The following is a 20,490-nucleotide window of genomic DNA, read 5'->3' on the forward strand; positions in this document are numbered from 1 at the left end:
CATGTAATCAGACCACGGTTCCGTCCGCACGCGCTCGGTCGCAGAGAGCCAACGCCGCATCCTCGTAGGTCACTCGCGCATGTTCTGCTGAAGACCCGCGGGGAGCCGGGAGCGGCCAAACCAACAGGGTTGACCATGCTCCGGGTCTCCTTGACAGTCCCGGCACTGCCCAGTACGCGAGCCGGGCCTTCGTCGATGTCCGCAGGCGACACGGCATCCGTCGCAGCATGGGACGCGTCGGGTCCAGCCATGACTGTGCGGATGGTCAGGTGCCGCTCCGGGGGGTGGCCTGACTCGGGCCACGACCGGCGTCGTTGCCTTGGCGTTGAGCTGTCGGCCGCTGTCCGGAGCGGTATCCGCTGCCGCCGGGCGGCAGCCGCTACCCCGCAGAAGCGAACGTTCTCAAGGCCCTCGACACCGTAGCGGTCCGCCCCTTGAACGACGGGGTCCGACGGCTTCGGCTCGGCCTGGGTGGTGGCGGATCGTGGCTCCGGGCCCATCTCGCCCCCGACGGCGTCCACGATCTCCTCCCGGTTCCGGCGAACTGCTACTGGCTCGGTACTCCGAACGCTCGCGGCGACGAGACCGGTTGGTGGCAGTGCACCATGCTGCTGCAGATGTACGACGGAGAGCAGGTCGGCGGCATGGTCGCCGTACTCCCGGGGACCTTCACGGCGTTGCCCTCGACATCGCTCCGCAAGGACCAGCTGCGACTCGTCCACCGCGTCCGCTCCATCGAGCGAGAACACCTCCCATGGGGCCGAGACCACAAGGCCGAATGCGCACCGCAGCTTTGCGGCTACGTCCCCGAAGCAACCGATGACGCCCCGACGACTACGTGACCGCAGCACGGTGGCATCGCTACTGAGAGCCAATTGACACTCGGCGGCAGCTTCGGGAGTGCAGGGCCGGTAGGGCGTCCCGGGCGGGAAACCGGCCCGGGACGGCCGGTTGACGGCACGTCACACGGAAGGGTGGGACCCGGCCCCGATCCGTCGCGGACGGGGACCGGTGCCACCGACGCCCCCGCTGCACGATCCCGCGGTGGTGCGGCCTCTCCGCCGGGCGCCTGTCCTCGGCCGGCCCCTCGCCCGAGGACGGTGCCCTCCACGTGCTCCACGTCCTGGGCGCCTCCCGCGACCGGTCGGCGCGCAACGGCACCCCGGCAGGGCGGCTCCGCGCACGCCGGCGCCACCCCGCGATGACGCCGCCGGCCGGTCCTCACTCCCGCACACGGGCGATGAGCAGCGCCACGTCGTCCTCCACGGGTCCCCGCCGCAGCGAGTCCAGGAGGCGGTCGCACGTCTCCTCCAGCCCGGCCGGTGGCCCCGCCAGCAGCGTCAGGAGCACATGCAGCCGCGCGTCGATGTCCTGGTCGCGAGTCTCCACCAGACCGTCGGTGTAGAGCACGAGGGTGTCCCCGGGGCCCAGTGCGAAGTCGACGGAGCAGAACTCCACCCCGCCGACGCCCAGCGGGACACCGGTGGGCAGGTCGAGCAGCACCGGCGCCTCACCGGGCCGCTGCAGCACCGGCGGCAGATGGCCGGCCGTGGAGATGCACACCCGGCCCTCGTGCGGGTCGTACAGCGCGTACAGGCACGTCGCGATGTACGGCTCCAGCTCACCCGTGATCGCGTCCAGGTGCCGCAGTACCTCGTCGGGCCCGAGGCCCAGCGAGGCGAGGGTCTGGGTGGCGGTGCGCAGCCGCCCCATGGCCGTCGCCGCGTTGATCCCGCTGCCCATCACGTCCCCCACCACCAGCGCGGTCTTCCCGCCGCTCAGGGGGAGGATGTCGAACCAGTCGCCGCCGACCTCGCTGACCGCTCCCGCGGGCTGGTAGCGGGAGGCGACCTCCAGTCCGACCAGGTTCGGCGGATGCCGGGGCAGCAGACTGCGCTGGAGGGCGAGTGCCGCGTTGCGCTGCTGGTGGTACCAGCGGGCGTTGTCGATGCACACCGCGGCCCGGCTCGCCAGTTCGCTGGCCAGCAGCACGTCGTCGGAGTCGAACGGGACGGGATTGCGGAAGCGCTTGAGGTCCAGCGCCCCGAGCACCTCCCCGCGGGCGATCAGCGGCACGGCGAGGTACGAGTGCACCCCCGCCGCGGCCAGGAGCACCGCCGCCGAGGCGTCCCGAGCGATGCGGGGCAGGTCCTCGTTCGCCACGTGCGGCACCACGATCGGCTCGCCCGTCTGCACGCACTGGGTGACCAGCCGGTCGGCCTCGTAGCGGGTGATCTCGCCCGGAGGGTCCGCGGCCTGCACGGCGACGGTCGGGTGCGCGGCGGCGACGGCGAGGGCGCGGAACACCGCGGTGCTCCCGGCCTGCACCGACTCCCGGCGCCCCTCGACCGCCGAGTCCAGCACGTCCACCGCGGCGATGTCGGCGAGCTCCGGCACCGTCACGTCGGCCAGCTCCCGGGCGGTCTCCCACAGGTCCAGGCTGGTGCCGATGCGCATCGACGCGTCGGCGACCAGGGACAGCCGGTGCCGGGCCCGCTCCGCCTCCTTGGCGGCGTGGTGCCGGTCCGTGACGTCCACCACGGACGCCGCGACCCCGAGGATGCGGCCGCGAGGGTCCTCGAGCCGGTACAGGGACACCGACCAGGCGCGCTCGGTGTCCCGGTCGGACGGCGTGTGCCCGAGCACCTGGCGGTCCACCATCGGCGTGCCGGTCTCCAGCACCCGGCGCATCGCCGCCTCGATCCGGGGGGCGTCCAGGAACGGCAACGTCTCGCTCACCCGCCTGCCCACGTGCTGCTCCGCCGGGAGCCCGCTCACGCCCGCCAGCGCCGGGTTGACCGTCACACACCGCAGATCGGGGTCGAGCACGGCCAGACCGATCGGCGACTGGTCGACCAACCGCACCGACAGGGCCAGGTCGCGCTCCACCTGGCGCAGGGTCTCCTGGCTGGTGGACAGCCCCAGGGCGTAGAAGCCGCCGTGCCGGTCCTGGAGGCGCATGTTGCGGAACTCCAGCTGACGGAGCGCGCCGTCCTTGTGCCTGACCGGGAACACCCCGGCCCAGTTCTCGCCGCTCTCCATCACGCTGGAGAACAGTTCGAGGACGGTCTCGATGTGCTCCTCGTCGACCAGCAGCCGCAGCGCGTACTCCCCGAGCGCCTCTTCCGCGGTGTAGCCCAGCAGTTCCTCGGCCTGCTGGCTCCACAGGGCGATCCGTCCCTCGGCGTCCAGTACCACCGGTGCCAGACCGAGCACGTCGAGCAGCCCGCCGGGCGGGGCGGGGCCGGCCTCCACGCTCGGTACCAGGTCACCGGGGAACGCTTCGGTGCCACCCATCCGCAGCTGCTCCTCCCGCCACCGTCACAGGGTATGTGTGCAGGTCATGCCCACCCCGCCGGAAACCTGGGCGCTCTCATCGTCCCTCCGAGCCCGGATCCGTGCAGCTTCGGCCCCACCGGTCAGCCCGGCAGCTCCTGCTCGGTCCAGACAGTCTTGCCCTCATGTGCGTGCCGCGTACCCCACCGCGACGTCAGTTGTGCCACGAGCAGCAGTCCGCGGCCGCCCTCGTCGGTGCTGCGGGCCCGCCGCAGATGCGGCGACGTGCTGCTGGGGTCGGAGACCTCGCAGATCAGACGGTGCAGACGGATCAGTCTCAGGGTCACCGGACCGCCGGCGTAGCGGTAGGCGTTGGTGACGAGTTCGCTCACGACCAGCTCGGTGGTGAAGATCATCTCCTGCAGGCCCCACTCGGTCAGCTTCTGGGAGGTCAGCACCCTGGCCCGGGCCGGGGTGGTCGGCTCGGCGGGCAGCACCCAGGTCGCGACCTGCTCGGGGGCGAGGGTCCGGGTCCTGGCCAGCAGCAGGGCCACGTCGTCGGAGGGCCGTGCGGGAAGCAGCGCGTCCACCACCGACTGGGCCATGTCCTCCAGCGGCCGGTCCGGGCCCCGCAGGGCCTCGGACAGCCGGTGGAGACCCGCGTCGATGTCATGGCCGTCGCCCTCGATGAGCCCGTTGGTGTACAGGGCGAGCACGCTGTTCTCCGGCAGCTCCAGTTCCTCGGACTCGAACGGCAGCCCCCCGAGGCCCAGTGGCGGCCCGGCCGGCAGATCGGGCAGGCTCACCCCGCCGTCCGGTGCGACGAGCGCGGGCGGTGGATGACCCGCGCGGGCCACGGAGCAGATCCGGGACACCGGGTCGTACACGGCGTACAGGCAGGTGGCGCCGACCACCTGCTCGCCGGGGGAGCCCTCGTCGCCCTGCTCCTGCTCGCCGGCCAGCCGGGTGACCAGGTCGTCGAGGTGGGACAGCACCTCGTCCGGTTCCAGGTCCAGATCGGCCAGGGTGTGCACCGCGGTGCGCAGCCGGCCCATCGTGGCGGCGGCGTTGATGCCGTGGCCCACGACGTCGCCGACGACCAGCGCGACCCGGGCCCCGGAGAGCGGGATCACGTCGAACCAGTCACCGCCGACGCCCGCCGAGCCGCCCGCCGGGAGATACCGGTGCGCGACGCGCACCGCCGGCTGCGAGGGGACCTCGCGCGGCAGCAGCCGGCGCTGCAGGGCCAGTGCGGTCCGGTGCTGCTGGGTGTAGCGGCGGGCATTGTCGATGGCGACCCCGGCCCGGGCGGCGAACTCGTTCGCCAGCGTCAGGTCGTCCTCCTCGAACGGCTCCGGGGCGACGTACCGCCACAGGCAGACGAGCCCCAGCACCAGGCCTCGGGCGGTCAGCGGCACGACCATCAGCGAGTGGACGCCCAGCGCCCGGGCGTGCTCGGCCCGTCCGGGGTCCAGCCCCAGCTCCACGTCGTCGGGATCCATGTGGGGAACCAGCACCGGGCGCCGGCTCACCAGGCACTGGGCCTGCGGAGAGTCCCTCGGGAACGATCTGAGCGTGCCCACCGGGTACATCACCCGCTCGGGGTACGGCGCGACCGACTTGAACGCGGCCCTGCGCAGCGGCCCGCCGCGCTCCGGGAACAGCGCCTCGCCCAGTCCCACCGCCGGCAGGAGGTCGACCGTCACACAGTCGGCGATACCGGGCACGGCGACGTCCACCAGCTCCTGCGCCGTGGTCTCGACGTCCAGCGTGGTGCCGATGAGCTCGCTCGCCTCGTTCAGCATCGCCAGCCGGCGGCGCGCCCGGTGCCGGTCGGTGACGTCCTCGACGAGCTGGGTCACGCCGAGCGTCCGGCCGCCCGAGTCCTCCATGCGGAAGGCGGACACGGCGACGTACCGCTCGATCCCCGGCTCACCGAGCAGCCGGCAGGGCTGCTCGGTGAAGATCATCGGAATTCCGGTCTCCAGGACCTCCTTCAGCCGGGACTCGATCGTCTCGGCGTCCATGGCCACCAGGAAGTCGCCGATGCGATGGCCCCGGGCCTGGTCGCTGGTGATGCCTCCGATATGCGCTATCGGCCGGTTGATCCGCAGGATCGCGAGATTGGGGTCGTGCACCGCCAGACCGATGGGGGAGCGGCGGAACAGCCCCTCCATGACCGACCGGTCGATCTCCCACTGGGTGACCTCCTCGGCCGGCGCGCCCACCAGCAGCCACTCGTCCGCCCGGCCCGGCCGTATCACCCGTCCGGCCCGGACCCCGTAGCGCGACCTGCGGCCCTCCCGGTCGAGGACCGGCACCGCCCCGAACCAGCCGCCGTCCCGTACGCAGCCCGCCGCGGCCTCCCGCACGAGGCCGCGGTCCGGCCCGTCGACGAGGAAGTCCTCCGCAGGGCGGCCGAGGGCCTCCTCGTCGGTGAATCCCAGGAGTTCGCTCGCGCGCTCGCTCCAGCCGACCACCGTCCCACGCTCGTCCAGCACCAGGGAGAGGGCCCGCCCCAGCGAGAACGGGTCCTCCGGGCTCTCACTGATCAGGGTCATGGATCCGGTCATCACTCTCATGCTCCACCGGCTCCGACGGTTGCGCACGCCCCGCGGCCCGGTCGACGCCGATTCACCGGGAGGACCGCAGCGGCGGCGGCGGGCACCGTCCAGGCCCGCACGCACACGCCTCTGCCTGCGGTTTTGCCGCGTCGGGGCGCACCGGCCGTAAGCGACGCGCCAAGGAGGCACCCGGAGACGTCAGGGCATCGTCAAGGGAGCGCGCAACGGCCCGGCGGCGGGTTTTCCTCTGACCCGTCCGATCCGAACCTCCGAACATCGAGGAGCGCACGATGGCCGACGCGGCCTCCGTCGTCACCACGGTCGCGGTGTTCGCGCTGGTGGCTCTCGTCGCCGAGGGGTGGCGAAGCTGTGACCGCCGAGAACGTCGTCGGCCTGCTCGTGGCCGCCGCCCTGCTGGGCCGTCTCCTCCTCGCCCTCGTCAACCGGGGAGGTCCTGTGCACTGATATGGGCTCGTTCCTCGCCGGTGTGCTCCGGCTGCCGGCGCTGATCGCCGCGCTGGCTCCGGCGTACCGTCCCCTGGGCGACCACACGGCCCGCGTCCACTCGTCCGACGGGCATCCGCGGGTGGACCAGAGGATCTACAAGGCGATCTGCGCCGATCCGAGCACCGGGTTACGCCGGCCCGCGTATCTGCGTGGTGTCCTCGCCTTCTCCCCGGTCGGCGCGTTCCTCCGCTACCTGCTGCGGCGGCTGCAGCAGGCCATCTGCCCGGCTCGCTCGGCTGCTCTGTCGACGCCGACCCCCTCGACGAGGGTCGGCGCGCTGCTCTCGGCGATCGGTGTCGCCGGCATGGACCGGCTGGTCCAGCACGGTGTGCCGGCCGTGTCCGGGCGTGCGGTCGAGGCCGCCGGCGACACGGACGCCCTCGGCGAGCACATCTCGGAGGCGGGCGGCACGCCGCTGGTCGTCGCCGTCCACGATGCCGAAGGCGCCCGGATCCTCGGTGCCGTCCGTCTCAGGGCCGTCGTCAAGGACGGCATGCGGGCACCCTTCGCCGAACTCCGCCGCATGGGCATCCGCACGGTGATGGTCACGGGCGTCGATCCGCTGACGGCCAAGGCGATCGCTGCGGCGGTGGGCTTCGACGACTTCCTCGCCGAGGCCACCCCCGAGGACAAGACGGCCCTCGTCAAGCGCGTCCGCAGGCGACGTTCCGAAGCCTCCGCGGCCCGCCGCCGGAGCCGGTTCTCCCGTCCACGTGCGGGCGCGGACTCGTTCGTGTCGCTGTTGGGCCGAATGGGTGAGGGGCGCGAAGATGGTCGCATGAGCAGGTACGAGAGGTACGACGTCACCGACGAACAGTGGGAGGGCCTGGCCCAGGTCGTGCCGCTGCGGGGCCGCAACGAGTGGCCCTCACGCGTGGACCACCGCACGATCCCCCGGGAGGGCCTGGCCGCCGCGTCCGGTGCCGAGGTGGAGCAGCGTCGGATGGTCGTCCTGCGCGTTCAGGTCTTCGCCGATGCCCGCGACGTCGCCGAGCACCTGATCGCCCGGGTGCCCGTTCTGCTCGACCTCACCAGTGCCGACGCCGAAGTGGCCAAGCGCATCCTCGACTTCAGCAGCGGCGTCGTCTTCGGTCTCGGCTGCGGGATGCACCGCGTCGACCGCAACGTGTTCCTGCTCGCGCCCGTCGGCACGGAGGTCGACGGTCTCGCGGCGGCGGCCGTCCCCCATTCGTAGGAAGCGTTTGCCGAGGTAACGGTTCGGCGTGCCGGGCCCTGCGTAGCGTCCCCCGCATGGACGCACCAGCCATCCGCCCCACCGTCACCGAACTGCGACTCTCCTCCTTCGCCGCGCACCGGGGGAGAGTCCTGCCGGTCGGCCCCGTGACCCTCTTCGCAGGGCCGAGCGGCAGCGGCAAGTCGACCGCCCTGCGCGCGTACGAGGCCCTCGCCCGGCTCGGGGCCGGCGCCGCACTGGGCGAGGTCTTCACCGATCCGGCGGGCTGCGTGCCCGAGGGCGCGGCACGCGACGAGCAGGGCCGGCGGGGCTTCAGGATCGGTTGCACGGCCGACGGTCCGGAAGGCCCCGTCCGGCTCGACCTCGCCGTGCAGGCCGAACCCGAACTGCGCATCGTCGGCGAGCGGTTGACCGCCCGCGGACGGACGCTGCTGAGCACCGCCCTGCGCGACCCCGGGCGCTCGAGCGTCCAGGCGGCGTGGCACACCGCGGGCGACGGCCGGGTCACCCGCGCACCGTTACCCGACGACCTGCTCGGCACCGCGCTCCTGCCGCTGCGGGTCGCGGGGACGACGGACGGGCAGCGGCAGGTGCTCGCGGCCGCCGAGCAGGTCGTGGTGGCGCTGCGGTCGGTGTTCCCCTGCGATCCGCGGCCCGAGCGGATGCGGGAGCCGGTGGCGCCGGGGGAGGCACGGCTGCGGCGCGGCTGCGACAACCTCGCCGCCGTGCTCCACCGCACCCGCCACGAGTGCACGCGCCGCCATGCGCGGCTGACGTCCGCGGCCCGTGCGGCATGCGCCGGCCCCGTCAGCGACGTCGGGGTCGAGGAGCTCACCGACGGAACGGTCCGCGCGGTCCTCGGCCGGGGCCCGGCGGACGGCACTGGCGCCCGGGCGACCCCGCTCGGCCGCCTCGGCGACGGCGAACTGCGGTTCCTGGCGCTCGCCCTGGTCCTGCTGACCGGACCCGGAGTGCTGGCGGTCGACCAGGCGGCGGAGGTCCCGCGGGCGCTGCAGTCGCTGACCGTCCTCGCCGAGAACCTCGACCGCGCCCTGGACGCCGCCCAGTTCGGCGCCCTCCTCGCCCTGGCCGCGTCCGTCTGCGCCGACGGGCACCTCCGGCTGGTGGGGGAGGTGGGGGAGGCCGCGGCCGCCCGGGAGGTCCGGGGCGTGACGGTGGTAGACCTGGTGCGATGACGGAACTGGACGTGCGGGCGCTGCAGCGCAGACTGGCCGAGTTCGCCGAGGCGAGGAACTGGCAGCCCTACCACACACCGAAGAACCTGGCCGTGGCGCTGACGGTCGAGGCGGCGGAACTCGTCGAGATCTTCCAGTGGCTGACGCCGGAGGAGTCGGCGAGGGTGATGGACGATCCTCGCAAGGCCCACCGGGTGGCCGACGAAGTCGCCGATGTGCTCGCGTATCTGCTCCAGTTCTGTGAGGTGGTCGGGGTCGACCTGCTCCGGGCGCTGTCGGAGAAGATCGACCGGAACGAGCTCCGCTTCCCGCCGGCCGAACGGGCGTCCGACGGCCCGTCCGAACAGGATCGTCACTCTACGGAGTGACTGATCTTTCCCCAAGCGGCCACCTGTCCACAGATTTCCGAATTCCCCTGGCTTTTCGTCTGGAGCGCCTTCACTCTGGGTAGTGATTCAGTGGGCAGACAGTCGTACGAACGGGGGCGGCGTACATGGACGCGGAACGGCTCGTGGCAATCGGCAGGCGCGCACTCGCGGAGTGCCGCACGGCGCTCGACGTGGTGGAGGAGGCGTGGCAGGCGCAGGCCCTCGCCCAGGCGATCGGGGGCCGGCTGGCGGTGAGCGGACCGCAGGAGTTGAGAGGCGAGGCGCGCGGACTCAGCGAGGCAGGTGGCCGGGCCGGCATGCTCGCCGACCCGGCCGTCCTGCGCTCGGGCGGGCCGAGAGCCGCCCGCCTCTCCGAAGTGGCGGACCCCGGAGGCTCGTTGGACGCGCTCGGGACCCTGCTCGGCGAGGTCGGCATAGCACTCGTCGGCGTCGCCTGCGCCACGGACGAGGAGGGGCTCTACTGGCAGTGCATCGAGGCGATCGACGCCGCGGACGAGTCCAGCGACCACGTCCGCGCCATGCTCCACCGCCTCTTCCTGTGCGAGCGCGACTGGGAGCGCCGAAGAGACCGCGACCTCGACCACCACCGGGAGCGGGGACGGGAGGGCGGCGGCGCCGGTGGCCGCGGGCTCGCCGCGCGCCGTCCGGATGCGGCGGAACCGACGGCGAGCCCGCCTTGAGCCGGAATGTTCCGCACCCCCACTGACCGCGCGTCCCCCCAGTCGCGCGCCCGCTCCGCCGCAGGTCCACTCCCGCGGCCCGCGCGGTCGGCCCGCCCGGCGCCGCTGTCGGTGCGACCGGCCCGACGCGTGCGGACCGGCGCGGCACGAGGCGTCCGCCACGGCATGACGGTCGCGGCCTCCGCGGCCCGGCCCGGTCCGGCCCGGCCTGCGCGGCACGGCGCGGTGCGGTGCGGCACGGCACGGTGAGGTCGAAGCACGGACCGAGGTGCAGGATGGATGGATGGACCTTCGAATCTTCACCGAGCCCCAGCAGGGGGCCTCCTACGACACCCTGCTCACCGTGGCCAGGGCCACCGAGGACCTGGGCTTCGACGCCTTCTTCCGCTCGGACCACTACCTCAGCATGGGATCGGCGGACGGCCTGCCCGGACCCACCGACGCCTGGATCACCCTGGCCGGCCTCGCCCGGGAGACCAAGAGGATCAGGCTCGGCACCCTGATGACGGCCGGCACCTTCCGGCTGCCGGGTGTGCTCGCGATCCAGGTCGCGCAGGTCGACCAGATGTCCGGCGGCCGGGTCGAGCTCGGCCTCGGCGCCGGCTGGTTCGAGGAGGAGCACAGGGCGTACGGCATCCCCTTCCCCAAGGAGAAGTTCGCCCGGCTCGAGGAGCAACTGGCCATCGTCACCGGCCTGTGGAGCACCGACACCGGTAAGTCCTTCAGCTACGACGGCCGGTACTACCAGCTGCAGGACTCCCCGGCGCTGCCCAAGCCCGCCCAGCGAAAGGTCCCGGTGCTCATCGGCGGCCACGGCGCGACCCGCACCCCGCGCCTGGCCGCGCAGTACGCCGACGAGTTCAACATCCCGTTCGCGTCGCCGGAGGACACGGAGCGGCAGTTCGGGCGGGTCCGCGCGGCCGCCGAGAAGGCCGGACGCTCCCCCGGCGACCTCGTCTACTCCAACGCCCTCGTCGTCTGCGTCGGCAGGGACGACACCGAGGTCGCCCGACGCGCCGCCGCCATCGGCCGCGAGGTCGACGAGCTGAAGGCCAACGGCCTCGCCGGCTCGCCCGCCGAAGTCGTCGACAAGCTCGGCCGCTACGCCGCCGCAGGGTCCTCCCGCGTCTACCTCCAAGTCCTCGACCTCGACGACCTCGACCACCTCGAGCTCATCTCCGCGCAGGTCCAGTCCCAGCTGAACTGAGGCCGTCCGCCGTCCAGGACGCCCGCCCACCGGAAGTGGGGCCACCCGTGAAGCCCGCCCGCAGCCTGGCCGCCGCCCTGGCCGGGGACGGTCCGCTCGTCCTCGACGGCGGACTGTCCAACCAACTGGAAGCACAGGGCTGCGACCTGTCCGACGGCCTCTGGTCGGCACGGCTGCTCGCCGACGGCCCCGAACAGATCGAGGCCGCGCACACGGCGTACGTGCGGGCGGGAGCCCAGGTGCTCATCACCGCCAGCTACCAGGCCACGTACGAAGGGTTCGCCAGGCGCGGTGCCGGCCCGGACGAGGCGGCCGCGCTCCTCGAACGCAGTGTGGCGCTCGCGCGCGCCGCGGGGGAGCGGACGAGGAGGGAGGTGTGGGTGGCCGCCTCGGTGGGCCCGTACGGCGCGCTGCTCGCGGACGGCAGCGAGTACCGCGGCCGCTACGGACTCACGGTGCGGGAGCTGGAGGCATTCCACCGGCCCCGCATCGAGGCCCTGGCCCGAGCCGGCCCGGACGTGCTCGCCCTGGAGACCGTGCCGGACACCGACGAGGCCACGGCCCTGCTGCGGGCCACGGCGGACACCGGCGTGCCGGTGTGGCTCTCCTACACGATCGAGGGCGGACGCACCCGCGCCGGCCAGGACCTCGCGGCGGCCTTCGCCCTCGCCGCCGGCCACGACCACGTGGTCGCCGTCGGCGTCAACTGCTGCGAGCCCGCCGACGCCGGACCGGCCGTGGAGATCGCCGCCCGCGAAACGGGTAGACCGGTCGTGGTCTACCCCAACAGCGGGGAGCGCTGGGACGCCCGGGCCCGTGCCTGGACCGGCGACATCACCTTCGACCCGGCCCGGCTCTCCGACTGGGCCGCCGCGGGGGCCCGTCTGGCCGGCGGATGCTGCCGCGTCGGCCCGGACCGCATCGCCGCCCTGGCCGCGCGCACCCGGACGGCACGCCCCTGAGCCCGGCCCCGCAGTCGCGCCGAGCGGCCGACGGCCGAGGAAACCGCTGGTCGGGAGGGAACGAGTCGGCGATACTCGGACATGTGTTCCTGACGATCAGTACGACCGGCACCCCCGAGCGCCCCGCCACCGACCTGGGCTTCCTGCTGCACAAGCACCCCGACAAGGCGCAGGTGTTCTCCACCTCGCACGGCACGGCCCACGTCCTCTACCCCGAGGCGAGCGCCGAACGCTGCACGGCCGCACTGCTCCTGGAGGTGGATCCCGTGGCGCTGGTGCGCCGCGGCAGGGGCAAGGGCAGCGGCGGAGCCCCCGACGCCGCGCTCGCCCAGTACGTCAACGACCGCCCCTACGCCGCGTCCTCGCTGCTCTCCGTCGCCATGAGCAGCGTCTTCAAGAGCGCGCTGCGAGGCGTGTGCGCCGCGATGCCGGAGCGGGCCGCGAGCCCGCTGCCCCTGCGGATCGAGGTGCCCGCACTGCCCGCGCGCGGCGGAGCCGAACTCGTCCGAAAGCTCTTCGGGCCCCTGGGCTGGCACCGGGTGGAGGCCGAACCGGTCGCCCTCGACGCGCAGTTCCCGGAGTGGGGCGACTCCCGCTACGTACGGCTGGCACTCCAAGGGGAGCTGCGCCTCGCCGACGCGCTCCGCCAGCTCTACGTCCTGCTTCCGGTCCTCGACGACGCCAAGCACTACTGGGTGGCACCCGACGAGGTCGACAAACTGCTGAGGGCCGGCGAGGGCTGGCTGGCCGACCATCCCGAACGGAACCTGATCACCAGCCGCTATCTGTCCCGCCGCTGGGGCCTCACCCGGCAGGCGACGGAACGACTCGAACTGGTACGGCTCGCCGAGAGCGACGACCTCGAGGTGGAGGACGTCGACAACGCGGTGGACGAGACCAAGGACACCGACGAGCGTCCCGTCCCGCTCGCCGAGCAGCGCCGCGCCGCGATCCTGGACGCCCTCCGCGCGGCGGGCGCGTCGAGCGTCCTCGACCTCGGCTGCGGTCAGGGCCAGCTCGTCCAGGCGCTCCTGAAGGACGTCCGGTTCACCGACGTCGTCGGCGTGGACGTGTCCGCGCGGGCCCTCGCGGTCGCCGCCCGCCGGCTGCGCCTGGAACGCATGGGCGAGCGGCAGTCCGGCCGCGTCACTCTCCTCCAGGGCTCGCTCACCTACACCGACAAGCGCCTGACCGGTTATGACGCCGCGGTCCTCAGCGAGGTGATCGAGCACCTCGACCTGCCGCGGCTGCCCGCCCTCGAGTACGCCGTGTTCGGTTCCGCACGCCCTCGTACGGTGATCGTCACCACGCCGAACGTCGAGTACAACGTGCGCTGGGAGACGCTGCCGGCCGGTCACGTACGCCACAGCGACCACCGCTTCGAGTGGAGCCGCGAGGAGTTCCGGGCCTGGGCCGCCCGGGTCGCGCAGCGGCACGGCTACGGCGTCGCGTACGCCCCGGTCGGCGACGACGACCCGGTGGTCGGCCCGCCGACCCAGATGGCGGTGTTCACCCTGGTCTCCCCGGAGCCGGCGGCCGGCGGCCGGACCGCCGCAGCCGCGGGCACCGGGACCCCTGCGCCCGGGACGCCTGTGCCCGGGAACCCGGACGCCGACGCCCACCCGAAGCCCGCGGCAGCCACGGCCGGCACGACCGGCACCACGACCACCACGACCACCACGAAGGAGGGGGCGGCATGACCACCACCACCCGCGAACTGCCCGTCACCGACCTCTCCCTCGTGGTCCTCGTCGGCGCCAGCGGATCCGGCAAGTCCACCTTCGCCCGCAGGCACTTCAAACCCACCGAGGTGATCTCCTCGGACTTCTGCCGCGGCCTGGTCGCGGACGACGAGAACGACCAGAGCGCGAGCGGGGACGCCTTCGACGTGCTCCACTACATCGTCGGCAAGCGGCTCGCCGCCGGCCGGCTGACCGTCGTCGACGCGACCAGCGTGCAGCGGGAGAGCCGCCGCGAACTGGTCCAGCTCGCCCGCCGGCACGACGTCCTCCCGATCGCCATCGTCCTCGACATGCCCGAGGAGGTGTGCGCCGCCCGCAACGCCGCCCGCCCCGACCGGGCCGATATGCCCCGCCACGTCATCCAGCGCCACCGGCGCGAACTGCGCCGCTCCCTGCGGGGCCTGGAGCGCGAGGGCTTCCGCAAGGTCCACGTCCTGCGGAGCGTCGAGGAGGCAGACGCCGCCGAGATCGTCCTGGAGAGGCGCTACAACGACCTGCGCCACCTCACCGGCCCCTTCGACATCGTCGGCGACATCCACGGCTGCCGCTCCGAACTGGACACCCTGCTCAGCCGGCTCGGCTATGTGGACGGAGCACACCCCGAGGGCCGTACCGCGGTCTTCGTGGGCGACCTCGTCGACCGCGGGCCGGACAGCCCCGGCGTGCTGCGCCGCGTGATGGACATGGTCGCCGCCGGCAACGCCCTGTGTGTGCCGGGAAACCACGAGAACAAGCTCGGACGCTGGCTCAAGGGCCGCAACGTCCAGCACACCCACGGGCTCGCCGAGACCGTCGAGCAGCTGGAGCGCGAGGACGCCACCGACCCCGAGTTCCGCGAGCGGGTGGCCGCGTTCATCGACGGGCTCGTCAGCCACTACGTCCTCGACGAGGGCCGGCTCGTCGTCTGCCACGCCGGCCTGCCCGAGAAGTACCACGGCCGCACATCCGGCCGGGTCCGCTCCCACGCCCTCTACGGCGACACCACCGGCGAGACCGACGAGTTCGGTCTGCCCGTGCGCTACCCCTGGGCCGAGGACTACCGCGGCCGCGCCGCGGTGGTGTACGGACACACCCCCGTGCCCACGGCCACCTGGGTCAACAACACCATCTGCCTCGACACCGGCGCCGTGTTCGGGGGCAAGCTGACCGCGCTGCGCTGGCCGGAGCGGGAACTCGTCGACGTCCCCGCCGAGCGGGTCTGGTACGAGCCCGTCAAGCCGCTCGCCACCGAGGCACCCGGAGGGCACGAGGGCCGCCCGCTCGACCTCGCCGACGTCCACGGACGCCGCACGGTGGAGACCCGCCACATGGGACGCGTCGCCGTCCGCGAGGAGAACGCCGCCGCCGCGCTGGAGGTGATGAGCCGTTTCGCGGTCGACCCGCGCCTGCTCGCCTACCTCCCGCCGACCATGGCGCCCACCGCCACCTCGCAGAAGGACGGCTACCTGGAGCACCCGGAGGAGGCGTTCGCCCAGTACCGGGCCGACGGGGTCGACCGGGTCGTGTGCGAGGAGAAGCACATGGGCTCCCGGGCCGTCGCCCTGGTCTGCCGCGACGCGCACGTCGCGCGGGAGCGCTTCGGCGCCGACGGCGTCACCGGCACGCTGCACACCCGCACCGGCCGCCCCTTCTTCGACGACCCTGCCGTCACCGAGCAGATCCTGGCCCGCCTGCGCACGGCGGTCACCGGAGCCGGGCTCTGGGAGGAACTCGGCACCGACTGGCTGCTCCTGGACGCCGAACTGATGCCGTGGTCGCTCAAGGCGTCCGGGCTGCTCCGCAAGCAGTACGCCGCCGTCGGCGCCGCGTCCCGCGCGGTGCTCCCCGGAGCCACCGCCGCCCTCGAGGCGGCCGTGGCCCGAGGGATCGACGCCGGGGCCCTGCTGGCCCGCCAGCGGGAACGCGCCGTGGACGCGTCCGCGTTCACCGACGCCTACCGCCGCTACTGCTGGACCACGGACGGCCTGGACGGTGTGCGCCTCGCGCCCTTCCAGATCCTCGCCGTCCAGGGCCGGTCCCTGGCCACGCTGCCCCACGACGAGCAACTGGAACGGCTGGACGCCCTCGTGGAAGCCGACGGCACGGCCGGCGGAGCGGGGCTGCTCCAGCGCACCCGCCGCCTCGTCGTGGACACTGCGGACGAGGCGTCGGTGAAGGCCGGCACCGACTGGTGGCTGGAGATGACCGCGGCGGGCGGCGAGGGCATGGTCGTCAAGCCCCTGCACGCCCTCGTCCGCGACGCCGGGGGGCGGCTCGTCCAGCCGGGGATCAAGGTCCGCGGACGGGAGTACCTGCGGATCGTCTACGGCCCGGAGTACACCCGCCCGGACAACCTGACGCGGCTGCGCGGCCGGTTCCTCGGCCACAAGCGCTCCCTGGCACTGCGCGAGTACGCGCTCGGCCTGGAGGCCCTCGACCGTCTCGCCGACGGCGAGCCGCTGTGGCGCGTCCACGAGGCCGTGTTCGCGGTGCTCGCGCTGGAGTCGGAGCCGGTCGACCCCCGGCTGTAGACCGGCCCGAGGCGGACCCGGAGCCGTGCGGTCGCCGTGCCGGAGCATACGGGGAGGCACTGTCGGTGCCTCCCCGTACGGTGGGACCACCCGCTCCGGGCAGGCTCTTCGGGACGGCGTCCGGGCGGGTGCGCACCGTGTGCGCAGTGGGACGGCGTGGGAGGACGGCGTGGGAGGACGGCGTGGGGGAAAGGACCACCACCGGGTCGGGCGCCGGTCCGGGCGACCGGAGGAGACGCGGCGCCACAGCCGCGGCCCGCGGGCGGTCGCGTCCGCGTCACCCACCACCGGCGGGCCCCGCGGTCCGCGTACCGCTCCGGGGCCGGGAGCCGGAGCGGGCCGGCGGGGCGCCCCTCGTCCCCGAGCCGGCCGCCCAGGAGCGCCCGGCGGCCGCGCGGCGCGGGATACGGCAGCGCACGGTCCGGGCGTTCGCCGGGTGAAGTGCCCTCCGGACGGCCAGGATGGGGGCATGGGATTCCACGTCGACTCCGAGACCGGGCGGCTGCGCCGGGTCGTTCTGCACCGGCCGGATCTGGAGCTGAAGAGGCTCACGCCCAGCAACAAGGACGCGCTGCTCTTCGACGACCTGCTCTGGGTCCGGCGCGCCCGCCAGGAGCACGACGGCTTCGCCGACGTGCTGCGCGACCGGGGCGTCGCCGTCCATCTCTTCGGCGACCTGCTGCGCGAGTCGCTGGAGATCCCGGCGGCGCGCAAGCTCGTCCTGGACCGGGTCTTCGACGAGAAGGAGTACGGTCCGCTCGCCACGGACCATCTGCGGGCCGCCTTCGACGAGATGGACACCCGAGGGCTCACCGAAGCGCTCATCGGAGGCATGACGAAGCGGGAGTTCCTCGCCGGCCACTCCGAGCCGTCGTCGGTCCGCTTCCACGTGATGGACCTCGACGACTTCCTCCTCGGCCCCCTGCCCAATCACATCTTCACCCGCGACACCTCCGCCTGGATCTACGACGGCGTCTCCATCAACGCCATGCGCTGGCCCGCCCGTCAGCGCGAGACCGTGCACTTCGAGGCGATCTACAAGCATCATCCGCTGTTCACCGGCCCCGAGGCGGGCGAGTTCCACCACTGGTCCGAGGGCCAGGACGACTACCCCTCCACCATCGAGGGCGGCGACGTCCTCGTCATCGGCAACGGGGCCGTGCTCATCGGCATGAGCGAGCGCACCACCCCGCAGGCCGTGGAGATGCTCGCCCGGGGACTGTTCGCCGCCGGCTCGGCCCGGACGATCGTCGCGCTCGACATGCCCAAGCGCCGCGCGTTCATGCACCTGGACACGGTGATGACGATGGTGGACCACGACACGTTCACGCAGTACGCGGGCCTCGGCATGCTGCGCTCGTACACGATCGAGCCGGCGGGGGGCGACCGGCCCGTGTCCCTGCGGGTCACCGACCACCCGCCGGAGCACATGCACAGCGCCATCGCGGCGGCTCTCGGGCTGAAGGACATCCGTGTGCTCACCGCGACGCAGGACGTGCACTCGGCGGAACGGGAGCAGTGGGACGACGGCTGCAACGTCCTCGCCGTGGAGCCCGGCGTGGTCGTGGCCTACGACCGCAACGTGACGACCAACACACATCTGCGCAAGCAGGGGATCGAGGTGATCGAGATCCCGGGGAGCGAACTCGGCCGCGGCCGGGGCGGCCCCCGCTGCATGAGCTGTCCCGTGGAGCGGGACGCCGTCCAGCCGGGCGCCTGACGCCGCCACCCGACCCGGTCGTATAGCAATACAGGAGTGTGTATAGAATTCCATTGTCCCGTTCGCGATCCAGGAGCAGCCGACCATGGCGACACAACTCGAAGGCCGCCACTTCCTCAAGGAGCTCGACTTCACGGCCGAGGAGTTCCGCGGCCTCGTCGACCTGGCCGCCGAGCTCAAGGCCGCCAAGCGGGCCGGCGCCGAGGTGCCGCGTCTGCGCGGGAAGAACATCGCGCTGATCTTCGAGAAGACGTCCACCCGCACCCGCTGTGCCTTCGAGGTCGCCGCCGCCGACCAGGGGGCGTCGACGACGTATCTCGACCCGGCCGCGTCCCAGCTGGGGCACAAGGAGTCGGTCAGGGACACCGCACGCGTGCTCGGCCGGATGTACGACGGCATCGAGTACCGGGGGGAGAGCCAGGCGGCCGTCGAGGAACTCGCCGCGTACGCCGGGGTCCCGGTGTTCAACGGGCTCACCGACGACTGGCACCCCACCCAGATGCTCGCCGACGTGCTCACCATGACCGAGCACACCGACAAGCCCCTCACCTCGATCACCCTGGCCTACCTCGGCGACGCCCGCTTCAACATGGGCAACTCCTACCTCGTCACCGGAGCCCTGCTCGGCATGGACGTGCGGATCGTCGCCCCCAAGGCCTACTGGCCCGCCGACGACGTCGTCGCCGCGGCCCGCGCGGCCGCGGAGGCGAGCGGGGCGGCGATCAGCCTGACCGAGGACATCGCCGAGGGCGTCGCCGGCGCGGACTTCGTCGCCACCGACGTCTGGGTCTCCATGGGCGAGCCCAAGGTGGTGTGGGACGAGCGCATCGCGGCCCTCGCCCCCTACGCCGTGACCATGGACGTCCTGCGCGCCACCGGCAACCAGGACGTCAAGTTCCTCCACTGCCTGCCCGCCTTCCACGACCTGGGCACCCGCATCGGCCGTGAGCTCCACGAACGGCACGGCCTCACCGAGCTCGAGGTCACCGACGAGGTCTTCGAGTCCCCTCACTCGGTCGTCTTCGACGAGGCCGAGAACCGGATGCACACGATCAAGGCCGTCCTCGTGGCGACCATGGCCGCGGCCGGATAGCCGTACACGCGATTCGGGGCGTATGCGGCTCTGCGGTGCATCTCTCCCGTTCAGGTGGGGTCCGGGCTCACAAGGCCCGGACCCCGTCGCGTTGCACGACCCCGGCACCACCGAGAAGGGATCCACCCATGCGCGTCAAGAGCCCGGCCCAACTGATCGCCGACTCCGGCGCCGATCGCGAGGGCCACGGCCTCAAACGCACCATGGGACTCTTCCGGCTGGTTTGCTTCGGCGTCGGCCCGCCGTCGTCGTGATCCTCCTCGCCGCGACGCTCCTCGTCCGCGGCATCCGCGAGTCCGCCCGCGCCACCGCGGCCATGGCGCCGTCGTCAAGCCGGCCGTCCTCGCTCTCTTCTGCGCCGTCGCGTTCACCGCCTACGAGTCCGGCAACCTCTCCCCGTTCGCCCCCCACGAGCTCGCCGGCATCACCTCCGGTGCCTCCCTGGCGTTCTTCTCGTACATCGGCTTCGACGCCATCACCACCGCCGGCGAGGAAGTGAAGAACCCGCGCCGCGACATCCCCCTCGCGATCATGATCTGCATCGGCCTGGTCACCCTGCTGTACTGCACCGTCGCGCTCGGCGCCATCGGCGCCATGTCCGCGGACGACGTCGCCGACAAGCCCGCCGCCCTCTCGCTCATCGTCGACAAGGTCACCGGCTCCGGCGTCGGGGGCGGCGTGGCTCCAGTTCTCCGCCTTCCTCTCCGCCGGCGCCCTGGTGTAGGGCCTCCACGGCCGCCGCAACTCGCGCCTCGCCGGCACCGGAGCCACCCCTTCCGGGACGGCGGACGAGACGAGGGCCGAGGTCACACCTGAGCGGGAGCCCCAGGGAGTCTGAACCAGACGGCCTTCCACCGCGCGGTCGGACGGTGTCCGCACGTCGCGCTCGGCATGCGCACCGGCAGCAGCCCGCGGCCGTGCTCCTGCCGCGGGTCGGGCACCGGGTGCCGGGGGAGGGCCGGACAGCCGGCCGGGCGGGGACGGGTCGGGGTCGTGCACCTCGACCCGGCGGCCCTCCGGCAGCAGCTCCACCGTCAGCTCGATCGGGGTGACGCCGTCGGTGTGCCCGACGGCATGGGCGACCAGCTCCGCCGTGAGCAACTCCGCCGCGTCGCAGTCGGCCCCGTCCTCGACGTCCGCCAGGGCCGTGCGCACCAGCGCGTGGGCGATCGGCACCGCCGGGTTGGCGTGCGGCAGCGCGATCCGCCAGAGGGCGGTGGCCGCGGCGGCGGGGGCGGTTCCGGGGGAGTGGGACAGGGCTCTGATTCCCATCACGGCCCGCATGCGGCCGGTGCTGCGTCTGGTACTGGCCTTACGAGACGGAATCGGGAGCGACGCCATGCCCCCGTCGTTCCGCCGGGAGTCGTGCCGCACCCACGGCAGGCCTTTCGTCGAGCCGCGACGCCCGCCCGAGTTATCGCGTCCTCGTGACGGAAGTCACGCACAAGT

The 20,490-nt window shown here is 73.1% G+C and carries 15 protein-coding genes and 3 pseudogenes; 15 read left to right on the forward strand and 3 right to left on the reverse strand.

Annotated elements, in window-relative coordinates; genetic code table 11:
- Nucleotides 1-434 precede the first annotated feature (434 nt).
- Nucleotides 435-842 (forward strand): hypothetical protein, encoded by a 408-nt coding sequence (locus tag QMZ92_RS28030; protein ID WP_283300296.1) that lies wholly within the window; start codon nucleotides 435-437, stop codon nucleotides 840-842.
- Nucleotides 843-1,221: 379 nt separating this feature from the next.
- Here QMZ92_RS28030 and QMZ92_RS28035 read toward each other — a convergent pair whose 3' ends face one another.
- Nucleotides 1,222-3,297 carry a SpoIIE family protein phosphatase gene (locus QMZ92_RS28035; RefSeq protein ID WP_283300297.1) on the reverse strand — a complete coding sequence of 692 codons (2,076 nt, stop codon included), beginning with the start codon at nucleotides 3,295-3,297 and terminating at the stop codon, nucleotides 1,222-1,224.
- A 122-nt stretch (nucleotides 3,298-3,419) separates the two neighbouring features.
- Entirely contained in the window at nucleotides 3,420-5,849 is a 2,430-nt protein-coding gene (locus QMZ92_RS28040) for a SpoIIE family protein phosphatase (RefSeq protein ID WP_283300299.1), read from the reverse strand.
- 360 nt (nucleotides 5,850-6,209) lie between these two features.
- Here QMZ92_RS28040 and QMZ92_RS28045 point away from each other — a divergent pair, with 360 nt between their 5' ends.
- The 14 genes and pseudogenes from QMZ92_RS28045 to QMZ92_RS28105 all read left to right on the forward strand — a co-directional run.
- Nucleotides 6,210-6,305 carry a K(+)-transporting ATPase subunit F gene (locus QMZ92_RS28045; protein WP_283300300.1) on the forward strand — a complete coding sequence of 32 codons (96 nt, stop codon included), beginning with the start codon at nucleotides 6,210-6,212 and terminating at the stop codon, nucleotides 6,303-6,305.
- Between the two features lie 346 nt (nucleotides 6,306-6,651).
- A pseudogene (locus tag QMZ92_RS28050) lies at nucleotides 6,652-7,008 on the forward strand (HAD family hydrolase); the annotation flags it as partial.
- Between the two features lie 117 nt (nucleotides 7,009-7,125).
- The gene (locus tag QMZ92_RS28055) at nucleotides 7,126-7,542 is read left to right on the forward strand and encodes a cell division protein SepF (RefSeq protein ID WP_283300328.1); all 417 of its coding nucleotides are present in this window, start codon (nucleotides 7,126-7,128) and stop codon (nucleotides 7,540-7,542) included.
- Nucleotides 7,543-7,598: 56 nt separating this feature from the next.
- Nucleotides 7,599-8,738 carry an AAA family ATPase gene (locus QMZ92_RS28060; protein ID WP_283300301.1) on the forward strand — a complete coding sequence of 380 codons (1,140 nt, stop codon included), beginning with the start codon at nucleotides 7,599-7,601 and terminating at the stop codon, nucleotides 8,736-8,738.
- Nucleotides 8,735-9,106: a nucleotide pyrophosphohydrolase gene (locus QMZ92_RS28065; RefSeq protein WP_283300302.1), complete on the forward strand. Its 372-nt coding sequence runs from the start codon at nucleotides 8,735-8,737 to the stop codon at nucleotides 9,104-9,106. Before QMZ92_RS28060 ends, QMZ92_RS28065 begins: the two co-directional genes overlap by 4 nt.
- A gap of 125 nt (nucleotides 9,107-9,231) precedes the next feature.
- Nucleotides 9,232-9,807 carry a DUF6099 family protein gene (locus QMZ92_RS28070; RefSeq protein WP_283300303.1) on the forward strand — a complete coding sequence of 192 codons (576 nt, stop codon included), beginning with the start codon at nucleotides 9,232-9,234 and terminating at the stop codon, nucleotides 9,805-9,807.
- A gap of 283 nt (nucleotides 9,808-10,090) precedes the next feature.
- Nucleotides 10,091-11,014, forward strand: a complete 924-nt coding sequence (locus QMZ92_RS28075) for an LLM class F420-dependent oxidoreductase (RefSeq protein WP_283300304.1) — start codon at nucleotides 10,091-10,093, stop codon at nucleotides 11,012-11,014.
- 47 nt (nucleotides 11,015-11,061) lie between these two features.
- Entirely contained in the window at nucleotides 11,062-11,976 is a 915-nt protein-coding gene (gene mmuM / locus QMZ92_RS28080; protein ID WP_283300305.1) for a homocysteine S-methyltransferase, read from the forward strand.
- 83 nt (nucleotides 11,977-12,059) lie between these two features.
- On the forward strand, nucleotides 12,060-13,676 hold the full coding sequence (locus QMZ92_RS28085; RefSeq protein WP_283300306.1) for a 3' terminal RNA ribose 2'-O-methyltransferase Hen1: 1,617 nt from the start codon (nucleotides 12,060-12,062) through the stop codon (nucleotides 13,674-13,676).
- Nucleotides 13,673-16,228 (forward strand): polynucleotide kinase-phosphatase, encoded by a 2,556-nt coding sequence (locus QMZ92_RS28090; RefSeq protein WP_283300307.1) that lies wholly within the window; start codon nucleotides 13,673-13,675, stop codon nucleotides 16,226-16,228. The genes QMZ92_RS28085 and QMZ92_RS28090 overlap by 4 nt, the downstream gene beginning before the upstream one ends.
- A gap of 469 nt (nucleotides 16,229-16,697) precedes the next feature.
- Entirely contained in the window at nucleotides 16,698-17,948 is a 1,251-nt protein-coding gene (locus QMZ92_RS28095) for an arginine deiminase (protein WP_283300308.1), read from the forward strand.
- A gap of 85 nt (nucleotides 17,949-18,033) precedes the next feature.
- The gene (gene argF / locus QMZ92_RS28100; RefSeq protein ID WP_283300309.1) at nucleotides 18,034-19,041 is read left to right on the forward strand and encodes an ornithine carbamoyltransferase; all 1,008 of its coding nucleotides are present in this window, start codon (nucleotides 18,034-18,036) and stop codon (nucleotides 19,039-19,041) included.
- A gap of 128 nt (nucleotides 19,042-19,169) precedes the next feature.
- Nucleotides 19,170-19,295 carry a hypothetical protein gene (locus QMZ92_RS36545; RefSeq protein WP_502962157.1) on the forward strand — a complete coding sequence of 42 codons (126 nt, stop codon included), beginning with the start codon at nucleotides 19,170-19,172 and terminating at the stop codon, nucleotides 19,293-19,295.
- Nucleotides 19,280-19,722, forward strand: a pseudogene (locus QMZ92_RS28105) (APC family permease); the annotation flags it as partial. The gene QMZ92_RS36545 and the pseudogene QMZ92_RS28105, both read left to right, overlap by 16 nt.
- Before the next feature lie 125 nt (nucleotides 19,723-19,847).
- Here the strand turns inward: QMZ92_RS28105 and QMZ92_RS28110 are convergent.
- A pseudogene (locus QMZ92_RS28110) lies at nucleotides 19,848-20,313 on the reverse strand (ATP-binding protein).
- Nucleotides 20,314-20,490 lie beyond the last annotated feature (177 nt).

Source organism: Streptomyces sp. HNM0645 (genome assembly GCF_030056615.1).
Taxonomy (GTDB): Bacteria; Actinomycetota; Actinomycetes; order Streptomycetales; family Streptomycetaceae; genus Streptomyces; species Streptomyces marianii.